The sequence below is a fragment of the Vibrio sp. Y42_MX_L11 genome (assembly GCF_024181785.1).
In the GTDB taxonomy this organism is placed as follows: Bacteria; Pseudomonadota; Gammaproteobacteria; order Enterobacterales; family Vibrionaceae; genus Vibrio; species Vibrio diabolicus.
Genome location: NZ_JAMZAP010000002.1, coordinates 171,914 through 196,273 on the forward strand (window position 1 = coordinate 171,914; position 24,360 = coordinate 196,273).

Consider the following 24,360-nt stretch of genomic DNA (forward strand, 5'->3'; position numbering starts at 1 on the left):
TGATGAAAGCCTATTTTCAACAACTAGAACAAGCGATGGCGCAAACGCCGTCGTTTGATGGCCAAACTGCGAATCTGATTCATTTGACCAACGCGAATGGTATGACAGCGTCGTTTATGGATATCGGTGCGACGTGGTTGAGTTGCACATTACCGGTAAATGGTGAAAACCGTGAAGTGTTGTTGCGCTCACCAAATATGGCTGAACACATGAAGCAAGACGCTTACTTCGGTTCCATTGTTGGCCGCTTTGCTAACCGAATTGCGAAAGGGCAGTTTGAGATAGACGGAGAGAAGTATCAACTTGGTATCAATAACGGTGAAAACTCACTGCACGGTGGGCTGGAAGGGTTTGATAAACGCCGCTGGAAGGTTGAAAAGCAAAATGATCAACAGGTCACATTTTCACTTCGCTCCCCGGACGGTGACCAAGGCTATCCGGGAAACCTCGATGTGAAGGTGATGTACACGCTCACTGACGAGAATGAACTAGCTATCGCCTATGATGCTAAGACCGACAAAACATCTCCAGTGAATTTAACCAATCACGCTTACTTTAACTTGGCTGGTGAGGCGAGCCGCGCGAAAAGTTTGGATCATACTTTACAGCTCAATGCTGGGCATTACTTGCCAACGGATGCGGGGTTAATTCCTACCGGTGAACAAAAGCCAGTTTCGGGCACCAGTTTCGACTTCACCGAGCCAAAATCGATTGGCCAAGAATTTCTTGCCGAGCAAGATCAGAAAACTGCTGGTGGCTACGATCACGCCTTTGTATTCACGCCTGAAGTGACCGATGGCGTGTCTGTCACTGCGGTTTTAATTGCACCAAAAGAAGATGTGGTGATGAAGGTGAAAACCACCAAACCTGCCATCCAGTTCTATTCAGGTAATTTCTTAGCCGGTACGCCAGGTGCAAGTAAAACTTACGAACGCTATGACGGCCTAGCATTGGAAACGCAGTACTTTCCAGACGGGCCAAACAAACCAGAATGGGGACTCAACAATGGGGTGTTGAGCTCTGGGGATTGCTATCAGCCTCAAACTACTTATCAGTTTGAATTTTAGATAGCACTTCTGCCCTTTGAACTTGCAGCGGCAGCGATGCAACTCCAACGACTTTGGGTGTTATGGTGGGCTACATGCCCACCTTTTTTGTTTTTGTCGAAGAGGTTCGAACGATGAGCTCACCCTCTACTTTGCGTTTGTTAGAAAGCAACGGTTGCCCTTCAATCAGTGCCATCAACGATTCGATTGCGAGTTTACCCATGTCTGAGTAGGGCAGTTCAACCGACGTTAATGCTGGGAAGCTTTCAGAGGCAATTTGCTGATTATCGTAACCGACAACGGCAACATCCTGAGGAATCTTCAACCCCAACTCCGCTATCGCTTGGTAGCACCCCATTGCCATATAGTCGCTGCCACAGAAAATCGCTTCTGGCGGCTGCTCCATATTCAGTAGTGCCAGTGTTTGCTGGTGCGCTTCTTTTAGCGACCAGTTTGCATCGACTAAATACTCTGAGTTAGGAATGATGTCTGCATCAATGAGAGCCTGACGATAACCATCGGCACGTTGCTTACTGGCTAGCATCCAACTTTCACCAGACAGCATGGCAATGCGACGATAGCCTTGCGCTGTGAGGTGTGAAACTGCTTTGTAAGCTCCAATCATATCGGCCGGCAAAATACTTGGCGTTTCGGTGTGTTCTTCGTTGGTGCAGTTCAGCAGCACAGTCGGTAAGGAAGTTGTGACGCGTTGCTGCTCCAACTCTCGCGTCATACTGGATGCATAAACCAAACCTGCGTAATCACCGCCGTTGATCTCCGACTCAATCTTGCTTGCCAACACTTCATCATGGCTGTAATTGAACGTCACCAATATGTAGTCGTTCGACCACGCTTCTTCTCTCGCTGCATTGATGGCATCGATAAAAGGGTCATAACTGGTTAAGCCGTTGATCACCAATGCGATCTTTTTAGGGCGTCCCAAAGCATGGGCAACCTTTTTGTTTTTGTAGCCAAGTGATTCTGCGGTTTCGAGCACTTTACGTTTGGTCGCTTCCGCGATTTTTACGGAAGTTGAGCCATTCAATACCAGCGATACGGTCGACTGAGAGACGCCAGCCGCCGCCGCAATGTCACTCATGGTGATTTTTTTAGCCATTCTGCTCTTTTACGTAATTTCGTTAGCTAAAGATATTAGCTAAAGATTAAGTTCGGATCATCCTTTAAAGATAAAGATCACAAAAGTAAGTCAGAGCAACTTAAAAGCTGTGATTTTCACCACGTTTATTCTTTGAGCACCTAGTCATTAAATTATTAATTAATATATTAGCTAATATTATTAGTTAATAATTTAGTTTTAAGGTGAGTTAAGATGAAAAGATGGTCGGAAGAGAAAGCGTGGCAATGGCAAAAAGAGCATGGCTGGCTACGTGGCTTTAACTATTTACCGCGCACAGCGGTTAACTGGAATGAGATGTGGCAAGCGGAATCTTTTGCACCTGAGGTGTTGGAACAAGAGTTAGCTTGGGCGCATGATGTGGGTTACAACACTTTACGTACCAACTTACCATTTATAGTTTGGCAAGCGGATCGCGATGGTTTACATGCGCGAATTGAGCGCTTTCTGGATATTTGCGAACGCAATCAAATCAAAGTGATGCTCACGCCGATGGATGACTGCGGTTTTTCGGGCGACCATCCTTATCTTGGTGAACAAAAAGCGCCCGTACCGGATTTGCACAACAGCCAAGCAGCAGCAAGTCCTGGTCGCAATGTGGTGATGGACAAATCTATGTGGGGTGAGGTCGAAGCGTATATTCGCGACATCATCTCTACCTACAAAAATGACCCTCGAATCGTTATTTGGGATCTCTATAACGAGCCAACCAACCGCATGATTTTCACCACCACGGGTGAGATCGCTTATGACGAAGAAATGGAAATCTTTAGCCATGAGCTGATGGAAAAAGCGTTTGAGTGGGCACGTGAAGAAAACCCAACTCAGCCTCTCACCGTTGGCGCTTGGCATGCGCCAAGCATTCTTGACCGAAGCCTACCGATTTATGAACACCCAACCGATCGCAAAGCGATGGAGCTATCGGACATCATTACTTTCCACGCTTACTTACCACTCGATCTGTTCCATAAAGCCGTTGAAATTGTAGAAAGCTACAACCGACCAATGATGTGTACTGAGTGGCTTGCTCGTCATGCGCAATCGTACATGCACGAACAGCTTCCGGTCTTTAAACAGAAAAACATTGGTTGCTACCAGTGGGGATTAGTGAAAGGAAAAACACAAACGCATCTGCCTTGGCCAGAGATAAAACGTAGCGATGCAAACTATGCGAGTCAATGGTTCCACGATCTGCTTGATGAGCAAGGACAGCCGTATGACGCAAGCGAAGTGCAATTGATCAAAACACTCGCAGAAGTGGATTAATTGCCTGTGAGCCGACTCTGAGAAATGGGTCGGTTTCTTATTTACAATAAAATCAATTGAGACGTGAACAATGACTACTCTACAAAACAAACTCACTAATAAGGAGCTGATGTCTTACTTCGGCTATGGGGTAGGCCAGTGCTTTAGCTTTGGTCTAGTCGGCTCTTTTATTCTTTATTTCTATACCGATATTTTGGGCATTTCTCCAATTGCGGCGAGTACGATTTTTTTGATTGCTCGTGTGTGGGATGCGGTGAACGATCCGCTCATTGCCGGATACATGGACACGCTAGACTCTCGCTTTGGTAAATTCCGCCCTTACATGCTGTTTACGCCGATTCTGATTGTTCTGGTCACGGTGGCCGCGTTCTATAACATTGATGCTGATACGTCGACAAAAGTGATGTATGCCGGTATCACTTACATTCTTTGGGGTACGCTTTACACCATTTCTGATGTGCCGTTTTGGTCTATGTCTTCTGTTATGACGGATGAACCGCAAGAGCGAGCAAAAGCGGCAACTTGTGCCATGTTAGGGGTGAATGCAGGTATTGGTGCAACTTTGGTTGTGTTCCCGAAACTGAGCGCTTACTTCGCTGATGGCCGAGCAGATCAGGGTTACTTACCAGCTGTGATTGTGTTGATGATCGCGGGTTTGTTCTTCATGCTGAACGGTTTTTATAACACCAAAGAACGCATCTCGACGAAGAGCTGTGAAAAAGTCACCCTAAAACAAACCTTTCAAGCCGTTCGTAAAAACAAGCCGTTGTTTTTTATTCTGGCAGCGTTTTTCATGAATGTGTTTTTCAATCTAGTGAATGGCCTGTACATTTTCTTCTTCACATACAACATGGGGGACGCAGGATTAGTCTCTCTGATTGGTACCATCACTTTGGTAAGTGCGATTGCGTGTTTGGCTACGCCAGTGCTGACGAAGCGTTTCAAAAAACGTGACATCTTTATTGCGCTGTGCGTTTTAGAGATCATCGCTCGCATTGGGTTCTATTTTACTGGCTATGATAATCCAACGGTCGTGATGGCGTGGTTAGCGGTGATCACAGGCATCTTTATGATGACTAACCCTCTTATCTCGGCCATGATTGCAGATACAGTTGAGTACTCTTACTACCACAGCGGCAAACGTACCGCGGCGATCACGTTCTCGGGACAGACCTTTACAGGCAAACTCTCTGTTGCGGTAGCGGGTGGCTTAACGGGGGTTATCTTGACGATGATTGGCTATGTACCAAATGCGGTGCAAACGGAAACCGCGCTCAGTGGCATGTTCTTCTGTATTGCGTTGCTACCCGCATTGGGAGCTTTAGTGCGCATCTTTATTATGTCTCGCTACACATTTACCGAAGACCAACACGCGATTTTACGAGAAAAATTACAGCGTGGTGAGTTTGCGCAAGGCGTTGACGTGAAGTCTGCAAAACCGAACGAAGCCTTGAGCTAGAGTCCATATCGTCTCGACAAGTGCTCAAAGAAAAAGCCCGCTCAATAACCTGAGCGGGCTTTTCGTTTTCAAATTACAGATTATTCACCATCAACAACGCTCGACAGAGTTTCTTCGTACTAAAGTTGGGCTAAAAATAATGGTTTCGTCTTCAATTTTTTCGTCACGAGATAGCGCCAAAGCCAAACGGGCGGCGCGTTCTGCCATCATCTCGATTGGGTAGCGAATAGTAGTCAAGCTAGGGTGAACAAAGCGGGCGATTAAGCCATCATCGAACCCGACCATAGAAACCTTACTTGGTACGTCAATGCCATTTTGATCTAACGCTGCCAGTGCGCCAGCGGCCATGTAGTCGTTGTAGGCCACCACTCCAGTAATCTCCAAAGATTTGGTTAACAGGTTGGTCATCGCAACTTCGCCACCATCACTGTTGGGTTCACCGTATTCGATGTAGCTTTTGGAGAGTTCAATACCATGTTCTTTCAATGCTGCTTGGTAACCTTGCAATCGCTCATCGGTATCTTCGATATCGTGGGATGAGGCAATGCAAGCAATTTTGCGATGCCCGTGACGAATCAAATATTCTGTCGCGAGGAATGCCCCCTTGCGGTTATCAAGGGAAATACAGCGTTCGGCTAGCTCTGGGATATGTCGATTGATAAGCACCATACCTTTCACTTCTTGGGCATAGCCAATTAGCTCCTCATCAGATAAGCCTTTCGAGTGGATGACTATTGCATCGCAACGGCTGTTGATCAGCAATTCTAGGGCTTGACGCTCATCATCTGGATTGTGATACCCGTTGCCAATCAAGATATGTTTGCCATTTTCGCGCGCGATATTATCGACGGATTTGACCAGCGTGCCGAAGAAAGGATCGGACACATCACTCACCAACACACCCATGGTATTTGTGCTTTGACTCACCAATGCACGAGCTGCGGCATTGGGTCTGTAACCCAATTTGCTCATTGCTTTGGTGACCGACTCTACCGATGATTGACTGGCTTTTGGGGACTTGTTGATCACGCGAGAAACCGTTGCGACCGAAACACCGGCTTCTTTCGCGACATCCTTGATCGTTGCCATATAGAACCTTTAGTGGCTAAAAATTTTGACTGGAAGTATTAAACACCCATTGTGTAATAAGTGCAATTTGATAGGGGATTTGCTTTCGGAAATGAGATCTTTACCACTTGTATTTATTAAGCTTACTGATAGTGTAAACGTTATCTTTTTAGTAAAACTTTACTGAGGTTTTAATTATGGAAACTATCGCTTACTCAGATTTTGCCAAACTGGAAATTCGTACCGGAAAAATCATTGAAGTGGCTCGTCATCAAAATGCAGACAAGCTGTACATTGTGCAAATTGATATTGGTGAAAAAACACTGCAAACCGTAACCAGCTTAGTGCCTTATTACACCGAGGAAGAGTTGATGGGCAAACAAGTGGTCGTGTTGTGTAATCTTGCCAAAGCCAAAATGCGCGGCGAAACCTCAGAATGTATGTTGTTGTGCGCAGAAACGGATGATGAATCCGAAAGTGTGTTGCTTACGCCAGAAAGAGCGATGCCGACTGGGGTGAGAATTGTTTAATCAGTTCACTGGTCGCTCTATTGTAAAAACAGCTCTTAGTTTAGAGCTGTTTTTACAGATGGGATTGAGCTACGAATTTTGGGCAATCAGATTATCAATCAACTCGTAATGATGCTTTTGCACGCCTGCAAGGTTGCCATATTTAGGTTGGTGGCGGTCATTTTCTCTTGCGTGTTGCCAGCCAATAGTGTGACGCACAAAATGCTCTGCAAACGCATGAGATACTTCTAAGCAACCTGCTAGCACGGTATCGACATAGCTTTGCATGATTGGGCTTTTTACGCACGGTGGTAATGGCTCGTCTTTTACGTAAACCCAGATGCTATGTTCTTGGTTAAAGTTCGCGTCCGTTTCTATTTGATCTGGCTGAATTTGAATACGATGATAACCACGCTCACGGCGATCGAATTCTGCGAGAGCTTCTTCATTCACTTCGAGTAAAACGCCGTTGACCTGCCCATCGCCTTGGTTCACAACCAGAGGAGACAGAGTATAGCTGTCATCAATCTTTCCCCAGTAGCGCACCAGTCCATGAGCAATGACGGGAATGGCTTCTCCCGTTTGTCCGGTTAACTTACGTGACGCAGAATTAATCAAACTGCCATAGCCAAATATGTACATCTTCGTTGCATCCCTTAACTGATGGTTGTGTCTCTCACCGTTTATACCTAACCCGCCTCTGAAGCACAACTTTACCTCTTAAGTATAATCCTAACTATTAACATGTATTTTTTATGCATGTTTATGGTAGCATCAATATTGTAGTTGAGTTAACCAGCATCGAGAGACGCTTGAGGGCAAGATAATGCTGAATATCACCGATAAAAAAGTGGAAGAAAAAATCCCCGCATGGCTGCGATTAGGCTTTCGGCCGTTTTTCCTGTTTGGGTCGATTTACGCCATTGTTGCGATCGCGTTGTGGGTGTGGATGTTCCAGAGCGGACAGCCAAACGCATTAGCTGTACCGGCATTATGGTGGCACGTACATGAAATGTTGTTCGGCTTTTCGATGGCGATTGTGGTTGGTTTTGTACTGACCGCGGTACAAAACTGGACTGGCATTAATGGCACCAAGCATTACACGCTTTTGATCTTATTTGGCTTGTGTTTGGCACCTAGAATATTGCTCTGGACGCCAGCGCCGTTATGGTTAACCAGCAGCATTGAAGCGGTATTTTTGTTGTTTGTTGCCTATGAGGTAGGCATTCGTGTTTATCGAGCCAAAGGTTGGCGTAATCTGTTTTTTGTACCGCTGTTTCTTTTGGCCATTTTTGCGAACTTTGCAAGCTACGCAACAATAAAAGGCATGCCGCCGTTTAGCTCTTCTGCTGTATGGCAGGCGATGTTGTGGTGGTTTACGTTGTTACTGTCGGTCATGGGCGGACGTGTGATTCCATTCTTTACTGCGCGTCGATTTAATTTCGAAAAAGCGCAACCACTGGCTTGGTTAGAATGGTTCGCGAACTTGCCGTTGGTAATGCTATTTGTGCTGAGCTTTTTCCCTGTGACGTTTGCAGAATTAGGCAATCCGTTGATGCTGTTTGCAGGAGTTGCTCAGTTGGTGCGTTTTGTTCGTTGGAAACCTTGGTTAACCCTGAGCGAGCCTTTAGTGTGGTCGCTGCATGCTGCGTATTTGTGTTTGCCACTAAGCTTAATTTTGCGAGGCACTTGGGGAGATGCATTTGCCAGCCATAACCTGATTCACCTGTTTGCGATAGGTGCATTAGGCGGCTTGATTTTAGCGATGATCGCACGCGTGACGATGGGACATACTGGTCGCATGATCTACAAAGGTCCGAACATGAGCCTTGCGTTTGCGGCGATTACCGCGGCAGCTTTGGTTCGCAGTTTTGCCGTGATATTTGATCCTGCCAATATGATGCTGTGGATTAATATCAGTGGCGGATTGTGGATTGTCGCATTTGGCCTGTTTGTTTGGCGCTTTGGCGTGATGCTTATTACCCCTCGCGTTGATGGTCATCCCGGATAGGGCGCTAATGTGAGTAGAGAAAGAGGAGCCGCGCGCTCCTCTTTTGATTTTTGTTCTTTATAGGATTAGCGCTTATTCGTCTTCGTCGTCCGTTTTATTCGTGAACCCCAAGCGTTTGAATAGCCACCACTCTAGAGCAAAGATGACAATTAAAGCGATACAGAACCAGGTGAACGCCATGGCGGATTCCACGCCTGGCATACCGCCAATGTTGATGCCAAGCAAACCTGTTAGGAAGCTGGTTGGCAAGAAAATAGTCGCCACCAAGGTAAATAGATAACTGTTTTTATTAGTTTTCTCGTCACGATGATGTTTGATTTCTTCTTGAAAGAGTGCGACTTCTCCAAGATAAAACTCAAGTGTTTCATTTATGCGCGTAATATTATTGTGGGCGAAGCGATATTGATGGGGCCTTAAAGCCACCAACTCGGACTCTGATTCAACGAGATCACGAATAGCATATTGCTGAGGGCGAATAAAACGTTTGATGGAAATAAGCGCTTTTTGAGTCGCCATATGCTTGTACGTCGATTCATCATTCACATCAAACTGGTTTAACGTCTCTTCAATCGTATCGAGGTAAACGTCTATTTTGCTATTTAATCCTTCAATAATCTGATGAAGTAAACCAGCAAGGCTTTTCGGACCTTTGTGTTCCGCCAAGGCTTGACGAATTTCCATGATGGCACGCGATGGGATCTTACGTGTTGAAATCAGTGCGCCTTGAAAATAGAGAATTCGAATACTGAGCATGTCTTCTGGTGAAGCATCGCCATTCATATTGACGCCTCGTAAAATCAACATGAAGTTCTCTTCATCCAAAGGGTGGAAAGACGGTCGGCTCTCGTCGGCTAACAGGTGATCAACAGTGGCACGTGGTACTTGGTTTTGCTCTAGCCAGCCACGAATATCGGGATGCAGCCGCTCACAATGGTACCAATGTTTGGCTTGAATCTGCTCCGCCGTTGTGGATTGCTGAGTTGCTTCTGGGGTTGAAAAATCCCAATGTTCAATCATAAAACCCATTTTCTTTTCCTTGTCTGAGCCTTTCCCCAAATAACTCGGAAAGAGCCTGTTCTTCCACTGCATTATTTTCCGGGAAGTGCATCAGTGATAACGTTCTGAACCTAGCGCCATGAAGTGATTCAGGGGTAATTATTTAAATGAGTATGATTGCATTTAACGCTAAATGTCTATGAATAGTTGCTCTTATTTGTAATCAAGCGAAGCAAGCCAAAGTGTGGTGTAAAAACAGCAAAATAAAAAAGCCTGCAACGAGGCAGGCTTTCTAGTGGGGAGGGGAGGAGCAGTTAGCCAACTTGAGAAAGATTAACCACTTTCTGCTGTAGCTTTTCTTTTAAATAGTCCGATAAAGCCAGCTTTTCTTCGTCGTTCATGTACAGACCAAGCTTGGTACGACGCCACAAAATGTCTTCATCGGTCATTGCCATTTCATGGTTCATTAAGTAGTCGATCTCACGTTGGTAAACACCGCCGGCTTGCGATGAGAACGCGTGTCCAAGGTCAGCTTCGCTTGCTGTGCCTTCCATTAAGTTCCACGTTTGGGTACCAAATTGTGTTACGTAACGAAGAATCAATGCTTCTGGCGCCCACGCGTATTTAGCATGAATTTGTTTAGCTAATTGTTCACGACTACAGCTGAAGTTACCACCAGGTAGGGTTTGATTTGCCGTCCAGTCGCTTCCCATCTCTGGTAGGAAAGGAGCCAGCTTTTTCATTGCCGCTTCACCCAGCTTACGGTAGGTCGTCAGCTTACCACCAAAGACAGAAAGCAGAGGTGCATGGTCGTATTCCGCATCGAGTTCTAACGTGTAGTCTCGTGTGATCGCTTGCGGAGAGTCAGATTCATCGTCACATAAAGGACGAACACCGCTGTATGTCCAAACCACATCTTCGCGAGTCAGCTGGTGGACAAAGTGTTGGTTTACGATGTCGATGAGGTAATCGACTTCGTCATCTGAGATTGCCACTTCGCGTGGGTCACCTTTGTATTCCACATCTGTTGTACCAATGATTGAGAACTTATCTAAGTAAGGAATCATAAATACGATGCGGTTGTCTTTGTTTTGAAGAATGTAGGCTTGCGGTTCGTTGTGGATACGAGGAACAACGATGTGCGAGCCTTTGATTAAGCGAATGTTACGAGGAGAGGCTTGCTCTAATCCATCATCAAAGAACTGTTTTACCCAAGGGCCAGCTGCGTTTACTAGTGCTTTTGCTTTGCGTTCGAAACGTTGGTCTGTCATCACGTCATGAATTGTGACATGCCAGATACCACCTTCACGGTGTGCTTTTTCTACGCGGCAGTAGTTACGTACTTCTGCATGGTTTTCACGAGCAGCCAGAACGTTAAGTAATACTAAACGCGCGTCATCAACCCAACAGTCAGAGTATTCGAAACCGGTTTTCATTTCTGGTTTTAGCAAGCCCGATTTCGCTAAGTTGACGGTTTTGCTGCCTGGCAGAGTCGTACGTTTACCCAAGTTATCGTAAAGGAACAGACCACAGCGAATCATCCAAGCTGGACGCAGGAATGGGCGATGAGGCAAACGGAAACGCATTGGTAGGGCAACGTGTGGCGCTTTGCGAAGAATAACTTCACGTTCTGCGAGCGCTTCCGAAACCAAACGAAACTCGTAGTGTTCAAGGTAGCGTAAACCACCGTGGATCAGTTTAGAACTTGCCGAAGAAGTAGCGGAGGCGAAGTCACTTGCTTCGTATAAGCCAACACTCAAACCGCGGCCAGCTGCGTCTGCCGCAATACCAGCCCCGTTAATGCCGCCACCAATTACGATCAAGTCTAAGGTAGTGGATGAGCTAGTAGTGGAAGCATTTTTTTGTATACTCATAAATTTGACCTCTTGGTGAGCGAACGAGCATTTTAGAACATGATCTAATCCTAGCTTAGGTTTCGTTTGTGATCATCTATTATTTTCGTTTGTGAGCGTTTTGTGTGATTTAGGCACAAAAAAACCTCTGCCCAATTAAGACAGAGGTCATTTGAGAGGCAAATTAATGATTGGAACTACTCGTTTTCGAAGTTTGTCTCGTTCGCTTCAACGACTTCAAGCGGAATTGAAGCTTCTTTTAAAATCGACAAGATTTCTTCTGGTGGCTGCTTGTTGGTAAAGATCATGTTGAGCTGAGCGATATTGCCTAGCTTCACCATGGCATTCCGCCCAAATTTGGTGTGGTCGACGGCGAGAAATACACTGCGGCTGTTGTCGATGATCGCTTGTTTGACCCTGACTTCGTGGTAATCAAAGTCTAATAGCGAGCCATCAAAGTCGATACCACTGATGCCAAGAATGCCAAAGTCGAGACGGAACTGTTTAACGAAGTCGAGAGTGGCTTCTCCAACAATGCCGCCATCGCGACTTCGAACTTCACCGCCTGCTAAGATGACTTTGATCTCTGGGTTGGGGAAGAGAATGGTTGCCACGTTGATATTGTTGGTAACCACGCGTAGCTGTTTATGGTTTTTATTGAGCGCTCGCGCAACCGCTTCTGGTGTGGTGCCGATATCAATAAATAGAGTCGCGCCATCAGGAATGTGCTTGACCACCTCGTCTGCAATGACATCTTTTTCATTGAAGTTGAGCGCTTTACGCGTGTTGTAAGATGTGTTTTCAGAACTGAGAGGGATGGTTGCACCACCGTGATAACGACGAATTTTGTTGTCGTCGGCGAGTTCATTAAGATCGCGTCGGATGGTTTGTGGGCTGACATTGAATCTTTCTACCAACTCATCCGTGCTGACATAGCCTTGTTTTTTCACCAACTCAACAATCTGTTGGTGTCGAGGTATTTGCTTCACTTACCACTCCCTTGTGCATTGGTAACGGCCAATGCTTCAAATTCGAAGCTCTATTGTGCTCGAATTTGCGCGTTGTGAGAAGTAAGCGAGTTCAGGAATCAGGGGCAAAGCGCAAAAAAGAGCGCACAAATGGCGCTCTTTTTTCGTATGGAGGTGAGATTAATCTTCTTCGTCGTGAAGCTCAGACCAGGTTTGCGCACATTTCACTGCGCGTTTCCAACCCTTGTAACGACGATTGCGCTTTTCTTCATCATCGTGCGGCTCAAAGGTGCGATCAAGCACCGCTTTATTCTGCAACTCGTCAATGCTGTCCCAGTAACCCACGGCAAGGCCTGCAAGGTAGGCTGCACCAAGAGCGGTAACCTCTGTTACTTGAGGGCGGTGTACTTCTGTATTCAATACATCGGATTGGAACTGCATTAGGAAGTTGTTCGCTACCGCACCGCCATCGACGCGAAGATTCGCAAGTTTAATACCTGAGTCGGCTTGCATAGCATCCAGTACGTCACGAGTTTGGTAAGCGATGCCTTCCAAAGTCGCACGGATAATGTGGTTTGAGTTCACACCGCGAGTAAGGCCGACAATCGTGCCACGTGCGTAGGCATCCCAGTATGGTGCGCCTAAACCAGTAAAGGCAGGCACGACATAAACGCCGTTTGAGGTATCCACTTTGGTTGCGAAGTATTCAGAGTCTTCCGCACCGTTTAGGATTTTTAATTCATCACGTAGCCATTGGATAGAAGCACCACCCATGAATACGGCACCTTCAAGCGCATAAGCAGGCTCACCTTTCGGACCACAAGCCAAAGTTGTCAGTAGGCCGTGCGTCGAAGTGACTTTTTCTTGGCCCGTATTCATTAGCAAGAAACAACCCGTGCCGTAAGTGTTTTTCGCCTGACCCGCTTCAACACACATTTGGCCGTAAAGCGCAGCTTGTTGGTCACCAGCAATACCAGAAATAGGAATACGAGTACCGCCTTTACCACCAATGTTAGTCTTACCGTAAACTTCCGATGAACGTTTTACTTCTGGCATCATAGATGCTGGGATACCAAGCTCATCTAACATTTTCTGATCCCAACATAGATCGTTGATGTTAAATAGCATGGTACGCGATGCGTTAGTGTAGTCGGTCACGTGAACGCGGCCTTGAGTCATCTTCCAAACTAACCAAGTATCGACGGTACCGAACAACAGCTTGCCTGCTTCTGCGTCTTCGCGCGCGCCTTCAACGTTGTCCAGAATCCATTTCACTTTGGTACCTGAGAAGTAAGGGTCAAGTACCAAACCTGTGTTGTCACGTACGTAGTTTTCTAGACCACGCGCTTTTAAATCTTCACAGATGTCAGCAGTACGGCGACATTGCCATACGATCGCATTGTAAACGGGTTTGCCTGTTTCTTTATTCCAGACGATGGTGGTTTCACGCTGGTTAGTAATACCGATAGCCGCCAATTGGTCGCTACGGATGCCAGACTTAGCTAGAGCTTCTACCAACGTAGAGCTTTGTGTTGCCCAGATTTCCATTGGGTCATGTTCTACCCAACCTGCCTCTGGATAAATCTGAGTAAATTCGCGCTGTGCGACGCTTACGATGTTCGCGTCATGATCAAGAATTACTGCGCGAGAGCTTGTCGTACCTTGGTCTAGGGCAACAATGTATTTTTGCTCAGTCATGGTAAGAATCCTTTTGTTTCGTTATTTATATTTTAGTAAATGTTCGAGTTGCGTCAGTTTTAAGCTCTAGCTTCTTCTGTTTCTTCTTCCGTCTCACATTGGTTTGGAATTGTACAGCCGTGGCCTTGTTGTGGAAGGTAAGCCGCAATCGCTTTTGGATACAACCAACCACCAAAACACGCACCTGCAATCGGAGCAAGTAAAGGCACGATAAAGTAAGGAATGTCTTTAGCACCTGTCAGAGCGTAATCCCAGCCTGCGAAGTAAGCGAACAGTTTCGGTCCAAAGTCGCGCGCAGGGTTCATCGCGAAGCCAGTTAGTGGACCAAGAGAACCACCGATCACGGCAATCAAAATACCGATTAACAGCGGGTTCATTGCACCTCGTGCAGCGCCGTTATTTTCATCGCCCAAAGCCAAAATCGCAAACATCAGCACGGCAGTGATAACGAATTCCACAGCAAAAGCGCCAAAGAAAGAGAGGGAAGCATGTGGATAGGTTGAGAAGATACCAGCGGTTGCTAGTGCATCTTGGCTACTGCGGACGAAGTTATGTGCGATTTCGTAGTCGGTGAAAAGGTTGCTGTATAAGCTGTAAACCAACGCAGCAGAGCAGAATGCGCCAAGCATTTGGGCGATGATGTATGGCACCACTTTCGCCTTATCAAAACCATGGAACATAGCGAGTGCGATGGTTACCGCTGGGTTGATGTGCGCGCCTGAAACGCCGGCAGTACAGTAAATAGCGATGGCGACACCTAGGCCCCATACAATACTGATTTCCCATTGTCCAAATGATGCGCCTGTTAGAACTAAGGCTGCGACACAGCCTACGCCGAAGAAGATAAGTAGTCCTGTACCGATAAACTCGGCCAAACATTCTCCGAGCAGAGAGGGGTGTTTGTTCGTTGTCATGTTAAAAGTCCTTTGATCATTTTTGCCTGTCTAGCACGATACTATTGTGCACATATAAACGTTTGCGAAAACAAACGCGCGTTAAAAATGAGCGTTTGAGCATAAAATTGTTAATCAAAGTCTTCGTTTTTGTTAAATGGCGCATCTTTTAATCGAAAAAGAAAACAACGAAAAGAACTTCTTTGCTACGAAGTGTGTTTTGGAAGCGCTCAAATTACCGATGTGAAAAAGAATGCACAACTGGTAAGAGGAGTTTTGTGAAGCTGCTACGTGCTTGGGGATTTATTACTCAGATTTTGCGTAGTAATTAACCCTAAAGAGGTAAGGCGAGGTCAAGTACATCAAGGACTAGCGGTGATATAAGAAAATGCGTTGCTATGTTTATATCTCGAGAGGAACTTGTTATCCAAATTAGTGTTAATTATGAAAATGGAGAGGAAAATAAACGCGGTTTATGTCTTGTGTTCGTGAATCACTGTCTAGGTTTGAGTTCAGATAACATTAGTTTTGTTATTTCGTTTGATACTAAGCGCGAACATTTTTCATCTTTTTAGTTATTTAGTGGTGTCGCGTAACAAGGATGGATGTGAAACACCCTTTTTACGGTTAATTTGTGTTCTTATTCGAGCCTTTGTTTCATTGGTTTCGAATTGGAATGCTCAAATGAGAGGTTGAAACATCAGTTTCATATTAACTAATTATGAGTAAAGTTGAACGATGGTCTAATTAATACGCTCTAATTTACTGTATTTACTTATATTTAATTCATGTGCAACATTTGTCACAGAAATAAAATCCTAACTCAATACAATTCATGAACTTTCGAACGAAGATTTTTTTGTTTCGTTCGCTCCTTTTGTGTTTTTTACCATCGCATACAAAATAATGAGGTTCCTATGTTTGGAATATTCAAACCTAAGGCGCACATTGATCGTCTGTCCCCAGGCAGTATCGATAGCACCTACTCTCGCCTCCGTTGGCAACTCTTTATCGGTATATTTGTTGGCTACGCCGGTTACTATTTGGTTCGTAAAAACTTCAGTTTGGCGATGCCTTATCTTATCGAGCAAGGCTTTAGCCGCGGTGACTTAGGTGTCGCGCTGGCAGCTGTTTCCATTGCATATGGTCTCTCTAAATTTCTAATGGGCAGCGTATCTGACCGTTCCAACCCTCGCTACTTCCTAAGTGGCGGCCTGTTGATGTCTGCATTAGTGATGTTTTGCTTTGGCTTTATGCCATGGGCGACTGGCAGCGTCACTGCGATGTTCATTTTGCTTTTCTTGAACGGTTGGTTCCAAGGCATGGGGTGGCCCGCATGTGGACGAACCATGGTGCACTGGTGGTCACGTAAAGAGCGTGGTGAGATCGTTTCGGTTTGGAACGTGGCACACAACGTGGGTGGCGGTTTGATTGGTCCACTATTTATTCTTGGCCTGTGGGCATTTAACGATGATTGGCGCACTGCATTTTATGTTCCTGCATTTTTCGCCACGTTGGTTGCTGTGTTTGTTTGGATGACGGTTCGCGATACGCCTCAATCTTGTGGTTTGCCACCGATCGAAGAGTATAAAGACGATTATCCTGATGACTATGACAAGTCGCACGAACAAGAAATGACAGCCAAGGAAATCTTCTTTAAGTATGTATTCAACAACAAGCTGCTTTGGTCGATTGCAATTGCAAACGCATTTGTTTACCTAATTCGCTACGGCGTACTGGACTGGGCACCTGTTTACCTAAAAGAAGCGAAGGATTTCTCGGTAGATAAATCTTCATGGGCTTACTTCTTATACGAATGGGCCGGCATTCCAGGCACGTTATTGTGTGGTTGGATTTCAGACAAACTGTTTAAAGGTCGTCGCGCACCTGCTGGCATCTTATTTATGGTGCTAGTGACCGTTGCAGTGATGGTTTACTGGTTTAACCCTGCTGGTAACCCAATGGTGGACATGATGGCGCTGATTGCAATTGGCTTCCTAATCTATGGTCCGGTTATGCTGATTGGCTTGTACGCACTTGAACTCGCTCCGAAGAAAGCCGCTGGTACTGCTGCTGGTCTTACTGGTTTATTTGGATACTTAGGTGGGGCAGTTGCCGCAAACGCGATTCTGGGCTACACGGTAGACCACTTTGGCTGGGATGGTGGCTTTATCATCTTAGTGGGTTCTTGTATTACTTCTATTGTGTGTTTGATGTACGCCTTCTTAGGTGAGCGTGCGCACCACGAGCAAAAAGAGCGCGAAAAGGAAGCGCTAGCGTAATATTTATTTAAAGAGGCAGTGGAATACTGCCTCTTCGCTTTATCAAGGAAATAACAATGAAAACAAAGTCAGTATGTCTTACTTTTTTAGCACTTAGCCTCTCAGCTGGTGCGATTGCAAAACCACTTGTAATTGCACACCGTGGCGCATCGGGTTACTTGCCTGAACACACGCTAGAAGCCAAAGCGCTTGCTTACGCAATGAAACCTGACTACATAGAGCAAGATGTGGTAATGACGAAAGACGACCAGTTGGTCGTGTTGCATGACCATTATCTCGATCGTGTAACGGATGTTGCGGAGCGTTTTCCTGATCGTGCGCGCAAAGACGGCCGTTATTACGCGATTGATTTCACACTGGCGGAAATCAAATCCTTGCGAGTAACTGAAGGCTTTAATATCGATGACAAAGGTAATAAGGTCGCTGGTTATCCGACACGATTCCCAATGTGGAAATCGGATTTTACCGTGCCGACGTTTGCTGAAGAGATTGAGCTAATCCAAGGACTTAACAAGACGTTGGGTTACGATATCGGTATTTACCCAGAAATTAAAGCGCCTTGGTTCCATCGTCATGAAGGTAAGGACATTTCTAAAGCGGTGCTTAAAGTCTTGAAGCAGTACGGTTACGACTCGCAAGACGACAAAGTTTACCTGCAGTGTTTTGATGCGAACGAACTGCAACGCATTAACAGTGAGTTGATGCCCGCAATGGACATGGATTTAAAGCTCGTTCAGCTCATGGCTTACACAGATTGGAACGAAACTATGGTGTACAAAGGCGATACAGCAACGCCATACAGCTATGATTGGATGTTCGAAGCCGACGGCATGAAGAAAGTGGCGAGTTACGCCGAAGGTATTGGACCTTGGAAGCCGATGCTGGTGGATGATAAGTCAACCAAAGACAATATCATCATCAAGCCGTTGATGAAGTCTGCAAAAGACGCTGGTTTACAAGTTCATCCATACACGTTCCGTGCCGATCCAGGACGCATTCCAGCGTACACGGACAGTTTTGAGGGCATGATGGATGTGTACTACAACCAAGTGAAGGTGGATGGTTTGTTTACTGACTTCCCAGATAAAGCGGTCAGCTTTTTAAATCAGTAACCAGCACCCACACATTTTGCTTTAAGCTAAAAAATCCCCCAACAGTTTTCTGCTGGGGGATTTTTCGTAGGGCTAATTCACTGCAATACCTAAATGACTTCAAGATGCTCAGTTCAGAGCGTGGTCACTGATACGAGTTCAAGGAAAATGACGAAGTGAAATAGCTCGCTATTTTCAAGTTATTTGACGCGGGAATCGTGATAGTGACACGCTCCCAAAGGGCGAGTTGTCTTGGCTTTCATGCTTTGTTAACGAGCTTTGATTTAGATTAACTAGATCTTCAACTCGTTGCCGCGCCTGCAAGCCAAGTCAGCCTCGCTGAATCAAGCATCTCGAGGTTATTTAGGTATTCTTATTAGTTGTTTTTATGCAGTTCGCTGTTCAGTTCAACCGCGCTCTTGTTTGCAAGACACTCGATTTGACCTGTCACAGAGTTACGACGGAACAGTAGGTCAGAAACACCAGCAAGGTCGCGTGCTTTCACCACTTCGACTTCTTGACCTTCAGAATCTAGCATGCGTACTTTAGAGCCAGCGGTTACGTACAGACCTGATTCGATAGTACAACGGTCACCCATTGGGAAGCCAAGACCTGCGTTTGCGCCTAGTAGAGAGTTTTCACCGATGGAAACCACCACTTTACCGCCGCCAGATAGTGTACCCATGATAGATGCACCGCCACCGATGTCTGAACCGTTACCAACAACCACACCCGCAGAGATACGACCTTCAACCATGCTCACGCCAGTAGTACCCGCGTTGAAGTTGATGAAGCCTTCGTGCATTACCGTTGTGCCTTCGCCAACGTGTGCACCAAGACGTACGCGAGAAGTATCTGCGATACGAACGCCAGTTGGAACCACGTAGTCCACCATTTTAGGGAACTTGTCTACGCAATCTACGCTTAGCGTACGGCCAGCTAGGCGAGCTTCGATTTGACGCTCAGCCAGCTCAGGTAGGTCGATTGGGCCTTCGTTAGTCCATGCGATGTTGTGTAGTAGACCGAAGATGCCATCCAGTACTGTGCCGTGTGGCTTAACTAGACGGTTAGAGATAAGTTGAAGTTTTAGGAAGCCTTCAGCAACAGATTGTGGCTGTTCATCCGTAGCTAGAATAACCAGTACAAGCGGCTGTGCTGATTCTGCTGCTTTGGTTGCGAAAGATGCGTTTGCTGCATCGCCGTTTGCTTCGAAAGCCGCCGCAAGTTCTGCGCTTTGTGCAGCAGAGATCTCGATAGCTTGGTTGCCTTGTTCGTAACCGGCTACTGCTGCTAGTGCGTTAACAAGCTCTTCATTTGGGTTAAGAACTGGGTTTGGAAAAAACGCTTCAATGATTTTGCCATCGCGGTTTTTAGTCGCTGTACCAAAGGCTAGAGAAAAGAAAGCCATAGTTGATCTCCATGTGTTGAGTCTTGTGTCTCGTCTGTTCACTGACAAGAAATAATTAAGTTGTCAGCCATCATAATGAGAGTGCTAGGGAGTTTAAAGAGGGGAAATAGATAAAGTCTGTAGATGGATACCTTTTGTCTTTTGGGAGATATGTCTGTCTGATGAGAAATGTGGTTGTGAGGTGGTCAATTAGCGGGTGTTTGTTGAAATGAAAGAAGGCGATTTGTCGTATCTGTGCTCGAAAGAAAGGGCGATCTTTCCATGATGATGTGTGCCTTCAGATACAAAAAACGCCACATGATGCGGCGTTTCTTTAACAAATGAGAGGCTTATGCAGCGTCTTCTTGCTTATCTTCTTCTACAGATTCAAGCTTTTTTGCTTTCTTTGGTGCCGGTTTGCGTTTTGCACCCAGTGCGTAAAGCACTTCTTCTTTGTTTTGAGCGAGGTACATCGCAAGATCTTCTTGCTTACCTTCGTCTTCTAGAAGTTCACTTTTACCTAGCAGCGTGAATAGTTCGTCTGCCATGTCTAGCATTTTATCGTATGCGTCAGCTTCCGCTTTAGAGGTAAAAGTCATTTTCTCTTCTCCATTGCGTTCTACCACGTACTTGACGATTACAGCCATGGTTGGTCCCCTAACTTGGTGTATTGATACTGGCTTTTTATACAGTTTTTGACCAGTTAAGTCTAGCGACAAGCCTAAGAATGAGAGACACGTACAACTAACTGACCAGCATTTAAACTATCTCCGTTTTACTTGGAGGGCGTATTCTCTAGATAAAGGTTATTTGGTCGTTCCCAATCTTGGCAAAATTCGATAAACGTTCTGAGTAGTGGGCTTTGGTATTTCTCTTTATGAACCAGTAACCAGAAGCGACGTTTCATATCCAAAGGCATGTCGAGCAGTTGCACGCGACCGTCACGAATAGCAGGTTCAGCAGACAAGCGTGACAAGCAGCCCAAGCCTAACCCCGCCGATACTGAGTTGATCAACGCTTCGGTGGTATTGAGCTGAAAAGCTTCATGCCAATGTTCCAAGCGCGGCGCGACAACGCGCATAAAAAATTCGCGTGAACCAGATCCTGCCTCTCGCAATATCCATTCGCTGTTTTCTAGCTCGGTTAAGTTTATTGGCCCTTCGTGCGCGGCTGGGTAATCGGGCGCGCAAATCACGCACATTTCATCTTCGCTAAACTGGGTGGACTGCAATTCAGGGTGAAGTGTTTTGCCCTCAATGAGGGCGATGTCTAACTCGTAATCGGTCAGCATGTCGCAGATTTGTGCAGAGTTAGAAATGAACAGGCTTTGAGAACGATGGTTCGTTTGCTGACGAAATTCGCTAAGCAAATAGGGCGCAACTTGGTTGCCAATGGTGTCGCTGGCACCAATGCGAAGTTGGCCCGATAGCGCTTGGTCACCATCGAAAATGCTCTCGATGTCTTTGGCTCGGTTGAGTAATTCATCCGCCAGTGGCAGTAGTTTTTGACCTTCTTGGTTCAAAATCAATCGGTTATTAACACGATCAAACAAGTGATGGCCGATCTGCTTTTCTAATTCTGAGAGTGCCATGCTCACTGCGGCTTTCGATAAAAAGAGACTATCAGAAGCTGCTGTGAGCGTTTTGTGCTGCGTGATCGTCGTAAACACTTTCAGTTGTTTAAGAGAAATGTGACTTGCCATACCCCACCGTTAAGTAATTCTGAACGTTTGTTTTAAATAATTAGATATATCAGAACGAAGTGCAAGCGTATTATACGCTCCATCAAGAGTGAGTCTGGTTGAGGTCATCATGATTCAAAGAACAAAAGCAAAAGTAATGGGAGCACCAACTCCGATGGCGGGTTTGGCTCTTGGTATTGCAAGCTTAGGCTGGAGTTGGGAAAACTTCGCCGAATTACATGGCTACGGACAGTGGATTAGTGCGGGTATTGCGAGCGTATTGTTGGTTATATTGGCAACCAAGTTTTTGCTACATAACCATCTATTGAGACAAGATCTTGCTCATCCGGTTGTGGGCAGCGTGGTTCCGACATTTGCGATGGGCACTATGGTGGTATCGAACTCTCTCGGCCATTTTTACCCATTGGCTGGTGATGTGCTTTGGCTGATTGCAGTGGTTCTGCACATCGTGTTCTTGGTGAGCTTTGTTTACCATCGCGCCAAAGATTTTGAATTACATCACATGGTTCCTAGTTGGTTTGTACCGCCAGTGGGTATCATCGTTGCGGATGTGTCTTTCTCTGGCAACCCGATGTTAGCACCAGTGGCACAAGGCGCATTGATGTTTGGTATGGTGGCGTACGCGATCATGTTGCCGATGATGATTTACCGTTTCATGTTTACCCATGAAATTCCGGATGCAGCGAAACCAACAATGGCAATCATGGCAGCGCCAGCAAGTCTATCATTGGCAGGGTACTTAACGGTCACAGCGACACCATCACCAGTGATCATCGCTATGCTATTTGGTATCGCGGTATTGATGACAGCCATCATTTACCTCGCATTCTTTAAATTGCTTAGACTGCCATTTAGCCCAGGCTATGCGGCGTTCACTTTCCCGATGGTGATCGGTGCGACGGCGCTGTTTAAAATGGCGAATTGGATGGAGTTGCAAGGATTGGCTGCGCACTATGTTCAACAAGTGCGCGGCTTAGCTGGCCTTGAGTTGATTGTGGCAACATTTGTTGTCTCTTATGTGGCTTTACAATACATCAACAACTTATTGATTCAGCCACGCTTGATGCACGCGCATCACGCTTAAATAGCAGATAGGGAAAAGCCTCTTGGTCTTACAACCAAGAGGCTTTTTTATTTCAATCGGCGTCGATGTTGGACGCTAGCCTTTTTTGTAAAATCGCGACATCTCATCCAGAGAATGACGAATGATATCGACAGGAACTTTCTGTTCTTTCTCGACTTTTAACTGGCGATTCAGTTGCTGAGAGTGCCCGCCAGGGTTGACCACAAGCATCAGTTCTTTGCCGACCAATGCATAGTTGTAGTAGCTGCCAGCAATATACCAATCGCGAGGGGCAGAACTATCAAACAAGTTATGACCAACGCTGTATGAACTCGTTGTGCCTTGAACGTCAAACAGCGTATTCATCATGGTTGGCACGACGTCAAAATGGGTCGTGCGGTAATCAATTTGCTCTGGTTGACGATTTGGCATGTACACGTAAAGAGGCACATGCACTTGTACGTCACTGTAGTTACCCGTGTGGCCCCAATAGTTCATCTTATGGTCATTAAACTCTTCACCATGATCAGATGAAATCACCACAATGGTATTGTCTAAGTCGACGTTTTTCAGCACATCACCAATCAAGCTATCGATGTAGTACAACGAGTTCTTGTATCGATTGTGGTAAAGCGAAGCGTCAAAATCGTTGTTGAGCAAAATGTGGTCAACGCGTTCCCAGTATGGTTTGAATTTCGCAAATTCAGGTTCAGGAAACACCGTGCCGTGGGCGGCATCGTAGAACAGAAAACCAAAGTACGGCTTGTCGCTGTCCTGCTTTTGGAACTCGATGAACTTGTCTGTGATCTGCTGATCGCGCTCGACTGCTGTTTCCCCAGTTTGTTTCAAGGTCAAGTCCGACACTTTTTTGAATACTGTGCGAGAGAGTGGTGGGCTGGTGAGCGGTGCCGAGCCAAAAATGCCCATGCGGTAGCCTTCTGCTTGCAGCGTATCCATAAAAACAGGAGAGCGTTGGCTTGCGTAAAAGCTTTCCCAGTAGGTTGCTGGCAAGCTGTAAAACAGGCTGAAAATACCTGCTTGAGTTGAGTTGCCGCCGCTCATATGTTGTGTGAAATTCACTGTTTTTTCGGCGAATTTGCTGACATTTGGCATGACTTCCGGCGTCGCATCACTGTAGCGCCACGCGTCAACTAAGATAAACAAAACATTGGGTTGCTTCTCTTTGCTTTGCACTTGAATGGGCGCAAGTGGGTAGTTGAGTGAGCTACGTTCAATGTTGGTTAACTCTACGCGATTCTTCGATGCAATGTTCTCATCCACTAGGTCGTGTTTGTAAATAAATTTACGAGCCGTCAGCGGGTAGTAAAGTGGCCAGTTATTCGAAAACTGACTGACTTCATCGTCGTAAAGCGCGTTTTTGTACGCATGAATCATCTGCGTGCTAAGCAATACAGCAAACCAGACGCTGATCAAAACGAACTTAGCTCGGCTTTCTGCCAGTTGATTACTCATCCAAACGGTACAGGCGAGCCCGATCACCAGAACGGCAACTTCACTGATGAAGATTAGCCAACTCATCCAAGAAATATCGAAGACATCACCGCCACCTTCGAAAAACATACGGATTAATAGGGCGTTGATGTGAAGTTTGTATTGCTGAAAAACGAGGATATCGACTTTAAACATGACCAATAGACAGATCGCAATAGCGACCACGATGCCTTTGAATGCTCGAGTCGGTAGAAAAGAGAGCAATAAACTCAACAACATAAATGGAAGAGCGATCAAGCCCAGCCAGCCATATTGAGTCGAAACCAAATAGTAACCTTGCAACAAGGTTAGCGGTTCATTCTGATTGTTAGACAACACAAAAGGATAACAAGCGATCGACAGATACACTGCAAAGCAAGCAAAAAAAGCAATCAGCCAAGCGCTGTTGGAAGACAGTTTGCGAAACATACTTTTTGTTTGT

Annotated in this window: 20 protein-coding genes; 8 read left to right on the plus strand and 12 right to left on the minus strand. The window is 45.9% G+C overall.

Translation table 11 applies throughout. From position 1 onward, the window contains the following. The first annotated feature begins 2 nt into the window (after window positions 1–2). Complete coding sequence (gene galM, locus NL643_RS02625) at window positions 3–1,067, plus strand: galactose-1-epimerase (protein ID WP_253643859.1); 1,065 nt, start codon at window positions 3–5, stop codon at window positions 1,065–1,067. A 70-nt stretch (window positions 1,068–1,137) separates the two neighbouring features. On the opposite strand, the gene NL643_RS02630 is transcribed toward galM, so the two are convergent. Next, on the minus strand, window positions 1,138–2,163 hold the full coding sequence (locus NL643_RS02630) for a LacI family DNA-binding transcriptional regulator (RefSeq protein WP_006742407.1): 1,026 nt from the start codon (window positions 2,161–2,163) through the stop codon (window positions 1,138–1,140). Between the two features lie 213 nt (window positions 2,164–2,376). On the opposite strand from NL643_RS02630, the gene NL643_RS02635 reads away from it, so the two are divergent. Together NL643_RS02635 and NL643_RS02640 are read left to right on the plus strand one after the other, a co-directional pair. Next, the gene (locus NL643_RS02635; protein WP_253643860.1) at window positions 2,377–3,447 is read left to right on the plus strand and encodes a cellulase family glycosylhydrolase; all 1,071 of its coding nucleotides are present in this window, start codon (window positions 2,377–2,379) and stop codon (window positions 3,445–3,447) included. A 70-nt stretch (window positions 3,448–3,517) separates the two neighbouring features. Then, window positions 3,518–4,906 carry an MFS transporter gene (locus NL643_RS02640; protein ID WP_233059795.1) on the plus strand — a complete coding sequence of 463 codons (1,389 nt, stop codon included), beginning with the start codon at window positions 3,518–3,520 and terminating at the stop codon, window positions 4,904–4,906. A gap of 90 nt (window positions 4,907–4,996) precedes the next feature. Here the strand turns inward: NL643_RS02640 and NL643_RS02645 are convergent, their stop codons facing one another. Beyond that, the gene (locus tag NL643_RS02645) at window positions 4,997–5,995 is read right to left on the minus strand and encodes a substrate-binding domain-containing protein (RefSeq protein WP_134647114.1); all 999 of its coding nucleotides are present in this window, start codon (window positions 5,993–5,995) and stop codon (window positions 4,997–4,999) included. A 176-nt stretch (window positions 5,996–6,171) separates the two neighbouring features. Between NL643_RS02645 and NL643_RS02650 the strand changes: the two genes are divergently transcribed. Beyond that, window positions 6,172–6,504, plus strand: coding sequence for a tRNA-binding protein (locus tag NL643_RS02650; protein WP_005494151.1), 333 nt, complete (start codon window positions 6,172–6,174; stop codon window positions 6,502–6,504). 69 nt (window positions 6,505–6,573) lie between these two features. On the opposite strand, the gene NL643_RS02655 is transcribed toward NL643_RS02650, so the two are convergent. Beyond that, window positions 6,574–7,125 carry a gamma-glutamylcyclotransferase family protein gene (locus NL643_RS02655; RefSeq protein ID WP_253643861.1) on the minus strand — a complete coding sequence of 184 codons (552 nt, stop codon included), beginning with the start codon at window positions 7,123–7,125 and terminating at the stop codon, window positions 6,574–6,576. 184 nt (window positions 7,126–7,309) lie between these two features. Between NL643_RS02655 and NL643_RS02660 the strand changes: the two genes are divergently transcribed. Next, window positions 7,310–8,494, plus strand: a complete 1,185-nt coding sequence (locus NL643_RS02660) for an NnrS family protein (protein WP_253643862.1) — start codon at window positions 7,310–7,312, stop codon at window positions 8,492–8,494. Window positions 8,495–8,566: 72 nt separating this feature from the next. Here the strand turns inward: NL643_RS02660 and NL643_RS02665 are convergent, their stop codons facing one another. The 5 genes from NL643_RS02665 to NL643_RS02685 form a co-directional block, all read right to left on the minus strand. Further along, the gene (locus tag NL643_RS02665) at window positions 8,567–9,520 is read right to left on the minus strand and encodes a CorA family divalent cation transporter (RefSeq protein WP_253643863.1); all 954 of its coding nucleotides are present in this window, start codon (window positions 9,518–9,520) and stop codon (window positions 8,567–8,569) included. Window positions 9,521–9,804: 284 nt separating this feature from the next. Beyond that, a complete protein-coding gene (gene glpD / locus NL643_RS02670) occupies window positions 9,805–11,364 on the minus strand; it encodes a glycerol-3-phosphate dehydrogenase (RefSeq protein WP_006742413.1) in 1,560 nt (519 codons plus the stop codon). A 176-nt stretch (window positions 11,365–11,540) separates the two neighbouring features. Next, complete coding sequence (locus NL643_RS02675) at window positions 11,541–12,332, minus strand: DeoR/GlpR family transcriptional regulator (RefSeq protein ID WP_006742414.1); 792 nt, start codon at window positions 12,330–12,332, stop codon at window positions 11,541–11,543. Window positions 12,333–12,491: 159 nt separating this feature from the next. Continuing rightward, the gene (glpK, locus tag NL643_RS02680) at window positions 12,492–14,009 is read right to left on the minus strand and encodes a glycerol kinase GlpK (RefSeq protein WP_006742415.1); all 1,518 of its coding nucleotides are present in this window, start codon (window positions 14,007–14,009) and stop codon (window positions 12,492–12,494) included. A gap of 59 nt (window positions 14,010–14,068) precedes the next feature. After that, on the minus strand, window positions 14,069–14,923 hold the full coding sequence (locus tag NL643_RS02685; RefSeq protein ID WP_046875005.1) for an MIP/aquaporin family protein: 855 nt from the start codon (window positions 14,921–14,923) through the stop codon (window positions 14,069–14,071). 896 nt (window positions 14,924–15,819) lie between these two features. Between NL643_RS02685 and glpT the strand changes: the two genes are divergently transcribed. Both glpT and glpQ read left to right on the plus strand, forming a co-directional pair. Further along, window positions 15,820–17,184: a glycerol-3-phosphate transporter gene (gene glpT / locus NL643_RS02690; RefSeq protein WP_006742417.1), complete on the plus strand. Its 1,365-nt coding sequence runs from the start codon at window positions 15,820–15,822 to the stop codon at window positions 17,182–17,184. A gap of 56 nt (window positions 17,185–17,240) precedes the next feature. Then, window positions 17,241–18,296: a glycerophosphodiester phosphodiesterase gene (gene glpQ / locus NL643_RS02695; RefSeq protein WP_074191727.1), complete on the plus strand. Its 1,056-nt coding sequence runs from the start codon at window positions 17,241–17,243 to the stop codon at window positions 18,294–18,296. A gap of 355 nt (window positions 18,297–18,651) precedes the next feature. Here the strand turns inward: glpQ and dapD are convergent, their stop codons facing one another. The 3 genes from dapD to NL643_RS02710 form a co-directional block, all read right to left on the minus strand. Then, complete coding sequence (gene dapD, locus NL643_RS02700; RefSeq protein WP_253643864.1) at window positions 18,652–19,683, minus strand: 2,3,4,5-tetrahydropyridine-2,6-dicarboxylate N-succinyltransferase; 1,032 nt, start codon at window positions 19,681–19,683, stop codon at window positions 18,652–18,654. A gap of 329 nt (window positions 19,684–20,012) precedes the next feature. Further along, the gene (locus tag NL643_RS02705) at window positions 20,013–20,309 is read right to left on the minus strand and encodes a YebG family protein (protein ID WP_041852896.1); all 297 of its coding nucleotides are present in this window, start codon (window positions 20,307–20,309) and stop codon (window positions 20,013–20,015) included. A gap of 128 nt (window positions 20,310–20,437) precedes the next feature. Continuing rightward, window positions 20,438–21,364 (minus strand): LysR substrate-binding domain-containing protein, encoded by a 927-nt coding sequence (locus NL643_RS02710; protein ID WP_029829353.1) that lies wholly within the window; start codon window positions 21,362–21,364, stop codon window positions 20,438–20,440. A gap of 109 nt (window positions 21,365–21,473) precedes the next feature. Between NL643_RS02710 and NL643_RS02715 the strand changes: the two genes are divergently transcribed. Then, on the plus strand, window positions 21,474–22,448 hold the full coding sequence (locus NL643_RS02715; RefSeq protein ID WP_065770676.1) for a TDT family transporter: 975 nt from the start codon (window positions 21,474–21,476) through the stop codon (window positions 22,446–22,448). A 75-nt stretch (window positions 22,449–22,523) separates the two neighbouring features. Here NL643_RS02715 and NL643_RS02720 read toward each other — a convergent pair whose 3' ends face one another. Then, window positions 22,524–24,347 carry a DUF3413 domain-containing protein gene (locus tag NL643_RS02720; protein WP_253643865.1) on the minus strand — a complete coding sequence of 608 codons (1,824 nt, stop codon included), beginning with the start codon at window positions 24,345–24,347 and terminating at the stop codon, window positions 22,524–22,526. Window positions 24,348–24,360 lie beyond the last annotated feature (13 nt).

Coding starts and splice junctions, on each gene's coding strand:
- NL643_RS02710 (WP_029829353.1), bottom strand. CDS start 21,364: ATGGCAAGTCACATTTCTCTTAAACAACTGAAAGTGTTTACGACGATC.
- NL643_RS02635 (WP_253643860.1), top strand. CDS start 2,377: ATGAAAAGATGGTCGGAAGAGAAAGCGTGGCAATGGCAAAAAGAGCAT.
- glpD (WP_006742413.1), bottom strand. CDS start 11,364: ATGAGTATACAAAAAAATGCTTCCACTACTAGCTCATCCACTACCTTA.
- NL643_RS02645 (WP_134647114.1), bottom strand. CDS start 5,995: ATGGCAACGATCAAGGATGTCGCGAAAGAAGCCGGTGTTTCGGTCGCA.
- NL643_RS02640 (WP_233059795.1), top strand. CDS start 3,518: ATGACTACTCTACAAAACAAACTCACTAATAAGGAGCTGATGTCTTAC.
- NL643_RS02665 (WP_253643863.1), bottom strand. CDS start 9,520: ATGGGTTTTATGATTGAACATTGGGATTTTTCAACCCCAGAAGCAACT.
- NL643_RS02655 (WP_253643861.1), bottom strand. CDS start 7,125: ATGTACATATTTGGCTATGGCAGTTTGATTAATTCTGCGTCACGTAAG.
- NL643_RS02650 (WP_005494151.1), top strand. CDS start 6,172: ATGGAAACTATCGCTTACTCAGATTTTGCCAAACTGGAAATTCGTACC.
- dapD (WP_253643864.1), bottom strand. CDS start 19,683: ATGGCTTTCTTTTCTCTAGCCTTTGGTACAGCGACTAAAAACCGCGAT.
- NL643_RS02705 (WP_041852896.1), bottom strand. CDS start 20,309: ATGGCTGTAATCGTCAAGTACGTGGTAGAACGCAATGGAGAAGAGAAA.
- NL643_RS02660 (WP_253643862.1), top strand. CDS start 7,310: ATGCTGAATATCACCGATAAAAAAGTGGAAGAAAAAATCCCCGCATGG.
- NL643_RS02630 (WP_006742407.1), bottom strand. CDS start 2,163: ATGGCTAAAAAAATCACCATGAGTGACATTGCGGCGGCGGCTGGCGTC.
- glpT (WP_006742417.1), top strand. CDS start 15,820: ATGTTTGGAATATTCAAACCTAAGGCGCACATTGATCGTCTGTCCCCA.
- NL643_RS02715 (WP_065770676.1), top strand. CDS start 21,474: ATGATTCAAAGAACAAAAGCAAAAGTAATGGGAGCACCAACTCCGATG.
- NL643_RS02720 (WP_253643865.1), bottom strand. CDS start 24,347: ATGTTTCGCAAACTGTCTTCCAACAGCGCTTGGCTGATTGCTTTTTTT.
- glpK (WP_006742415.1), bottom strand. CDS start 14,009: ATGACTGAGCAAAAATACATTGTTGCCCTAGACCAAGGTACGACAAGC.
- galM (WP_253643859.1), top strand. CDS start 3: ATGAAAGCCTATTTTCAACAACTAGAACAAGCGATGGCGCAAACGCCG.
- glpQ (WP_074191727.1), top strand. CDS start 17,241: ATGAAAACAAAGTCAGTATGTCTTACTTTTTTAGCACTTAGCCTCTCA.
- NL643_RS02685 (WP_046875005.1), bottom strand. CDS start 14,923: ATGACAACGAACAAACACCCCTCTCTGCTCGGAGAATGTTTGGCCGAG.